Below are 2,513 nucleotides of genomic sequence, written 5' to 3' on the forward strand. Positions count from 1 at the left end.
TAGTAATTTAACTTAAATTATTTCAAATCTAAAGGAGGGAAACTAGAAGTCAAAATTTAAAAATAATATTTTGAAGAATCAAAACTTTGACTATATAGTAATTTAACCGAAATTATTTCATATCTCAAGGAGCGAAACTATTAGTAACATTATTTTTTTAAGCTGGTATAACACCTAAAACCTACCTAGTAATGAATTCCTTACTTGATATAAAAAATCTACGAGTAGCTTATCCCGAAAAACGTGGAAAATCTCATTGGGCAGTAAATGATGTCTCCCTCACACTTCAACCTGGAGAAAAATTAGGATTAGTAGGAGAATCTGGATGTGGTAAATCTACTCTTGGACGTGCTGCCATGAGATTATTACCCAAGTCAGTACAAGTTGAGGGGTCTATCACATTTGGGGGAGAATACATATTTGGAATGAACCCCTCTCGACTGAGAAAATTTCGTGGAGAAGCAGTAGCATTAGTTTTCCAAGACCCCATGACTCGCCTAGATCCATTAATGACTATTGGGGATCATTGTGTAGAAACAATTCAAGCACATCAACCCCATATATCTAAATCTGAGGCAAAGCAAAAATCTATAGAAACTCTCGAAGCAGTAAATATTCCTGCCAGTCGTTGGCCTCAATATCCCCATGAATTTAGTGGGGGAATGCGACAAAGGGTGGCGATCGCTCTAGCTTTACTACTAAACCCTAAATTAATTGTTGCGGATGAACCTACTACTAGCTTGGATGTAACTATAGCGTCTCAGATTTTAGGGGAACTTACTAGACTTTGCCAAGAGCGTCAGACTTCCTTATTATTAATTTCTCACGATTTGGCAATGGTGGCAGAATATTGTGACCGTATTGCTGTAATGTATGGAGGTGAAATAGTAGAAACAGGTTCAATTAAACAAGTTCTCCACAATCCCCAACATGAATATACCAAATCTCTATTTCAAGCTGCTTTACATATTCAAGTAGTTGAATCTACTCCTGCTCAAATTCAACTAGAAAAATCTGAAGAAATAACAATTGCCAAAACAATTAAACCTATTTTACAAATCAAAGATTTAGTTAAACATTACACCTTAGAAAGTAATGTTATAGAGCAGTTATTATTTTCTGGAAAAAGCAAACTTATTAAAGCAGTAGATGGAGTTAACCTAAACCTTTATGCTGGGGAAATAGTAGGATTAGTAGGAGAATCTGGTTGTGGTAAAAGTACCTTATCTCGGACTATTTTACAGTTAATTAAATCTACTTCTGGCTCAGTCGAATTTCAAGGCAAAGACTTAACAACTCTCTCTTTATCAGCATTGCAACCCTATCGTCGGGAAATGCAAATGATATTTCAAGACCCCCTAGCCTGTCTTAACCCGATGATGACTGTTGACCAGATAGTAGCTGACCCTCTATTGATTCATAATTTGGCTAGTGTAAAGGAAGCTAAAATTCAAGTGGAGCAAATGTTAGAAAAGGTAGGTTTGACTCCAGTAGCAGAATATGGCAAAAGATACCCCTCAGAATTATCTGGAGGACAACAACAGAGAGTAGCTATTGCTAGAGCTTTAATTACTAATCCAAAACTGATTATTTGTGATGAACCTGTGAGTATGTTGGATGCTACTATTCAAACTCAAGTTTTGGAATTGATGTTGAATTTAAAAAAAGAATTAAATTTAACTTATTTATTTATTACCCATGATTTATGGGTGGCTAGATTTATTTGTGACAGAATTGCTGTGATGAATGGTGGAAAAATTGTGGAGGAGGGGAAAACTGAGGAAATATTTAATCATCCCCAACATTCTTATACTCAGACATTGTTAAATGCTGCGCCTTTATTATCAAATGTTTAATTATGTCAAAGCTAGGTTTTGAGCTATAAAATTTTATCTTCTTTTTTTGGTTTAGCTCACACTCTTAATTATGATTTTTGTAGAAGTAATTTATGAATTTATCCTACTGGCTTATTCTTCAAAAACTAGCTCTTAATTTTCAAGTTTAATGGCTGCACAAAATGATGAAAAAGCATCAAATGACATTAATTTTACTAATCAAGATAACTCCATAAATTATGGAAACCAATATGGTATTGGTATTCAAAATAATGTTATTGTCAATCTCAATTTTTATTTAGAAAAAGGTGATGTTAATTGTCCCTATAAGGAATCTAGTTTTCTTCCACAGGATGCTGAATATTTCTTCGGTAGAGATGAATTTTTAAAAAAACTTCTTACAGCCATTGAAAAAAATAATTTTATTCCAGTTTTAGGCGAATCAAAAAGTGTTCATTAATGGATAATTGATAATGGATAATTGATAATTACCTCTGGTTAAAACCGCTACGGAATTGAATATAAGGAAATACTATTTCTTCTCTTGGTTGATTGGATATGGCGATCTTCGGAGCGGCTCTGATAAGAGCAGGGGACCTCACCATCCGGAGACCGCTTTTTTTCCCTTAAAAGGGGAGGCTTTAAACCCGAATTATTTAATTATTAATAAGTTAATTA

Annotated in this window: 2 protein-coding genes; both read left to right on the forward strand. The window is 34.1% G+C overall.

Features of this window, described 5'->3' with window-relative positions:
* Positions 1-191: 191 nt before the first annotated feature.
* Positions 192-1,856: a dipeptide ABC transporter ATP-binding protein gene (locus tag AC3DU7_RS02915; protein ID WP_488037869.1), complete on the forward strand. Its 1,665-nt coding sequence runs from the start codon at positions 192-194 to the stop codon at positions 1,854-1,856.
* A 148-nt stretch (positions 1,857-2,004) separates the two neighbouring features.
* On the forward strand, positions 2,005-2,295 hold the full coding sequence (locus tag AC3DU7_RS02920; protein WP_488037870.1) for an nSTAND1 domain-containing NTPase: 291 nt from the start codon (positions 2,005-2,007) through the stop codon (positions 2,293-2,295).
* Positions 2,296-2,513: the final 218 nt, after the last annotated feature.

It is taken from the genome of Okeania sp. (assembly GCF_983059655.1).

What these genes read in the sequence shown, in the direction of transcription:
- AC3DU7_RS02920 (WP_488037870.1), top strand. Translation starts at nt 2,005, where the DNA reads ATGGCTGCACAAAATGATGAAAAAGCATCAAATGACATTAATTTTACT.
- AC3DU7_RS02915 (WP_488037869.1), top strand. Translation starts at nt 192, where the DNA reads ATGAATTCCTTACTTGATATAAAAAATCTACGAGTAGCTTATCCCGAA.